The organism is Mesorhizobium sp. P5_C1 (genome assembly GCF_054049815.1).
In genome coordinates this window covers 1-764 of the sequence record NZ_JBFULQ010001239.1, presented here as the reverse complement: position 1 = coordinate 764, position 764 = coordinate 1, and the positions used below count along the sequence as shown (strand labels likewise).

Here is a 764-nt window from a genome sequence, read left to right as displayed (position 1 = left end):
GCTCTCGCCCGCACCGGTCTTGGCGGAAATGATCGTCGACGAGCTGACATTCATGACAATCCGGTCGACATAGGGCAGTTGCCGGCCATTCTCGTCTATTCGATGAAAGAACGGGTTGCGCTCGAAGACGAACTGCTCAGCCGGCGGCTTGGTCCGGTTCTGCCAGGGATCGAGCGTCGGCAGGTCCGGGTTCTCCGGGCGATACTGCCGCGACATGCGGATATGCAGGAGCGTCCATTTCCGGGCCCGGTTCTCCTTCATGAGGCCGGCGAGCCGGAACGGATCCTGGTATTTCTTGTGGAACTGCTTGAGGTAGGCGGCCGGCAGGACAAGCGATAGCGGCGCAGCAGCGGCGAGCTTGGGCAGGAAGTCGGGGTTGGGCGCATCCCAACTATAGCGGACCGTCAACGGATCGACGATCTCGAAGCGTGGCGGCTTGCCGTCCGCCAGCAGGGCCGGGGCGAGCCCGCCTTGCGAAAGCTCATCGTTGAGCCAGACATCTTCCCAGCAATAACGAAAATCCTCCGGCGTCAGCAGGCTACCGTCAGACCATTTGTGCCCTTCCCGTATCTTGAAAGTGAAGACGCGATCATCCGCCACGTCGAAACTCTCGAGGATGTCGGCTTGCATGTTGAGCTTTTCGTCATAGCCGACCAGGCGGGCATACCCGTAGATCGTCATCATCCGGATATCTTTCTGGCTGCCGATGATCGTACGCAGCGTGCCGCCATACTGGCCCGGCTGCCGGCCCATCGCAGCGAGAT

At 61.0% G+C, this 764-nt stretch carries 1 protein-coding gene; it reads right to left on the bottom strand.

The window, feature by feature from the left end:
* A partial coding sequence (locus tag ACXJ7R_RS35105; RefSeq protein ID WP_457155798.1) for an ABC transporter substrate-binding protein occupies positions 1-764 on the bottom strand: 764 nt, incomplete at both ends.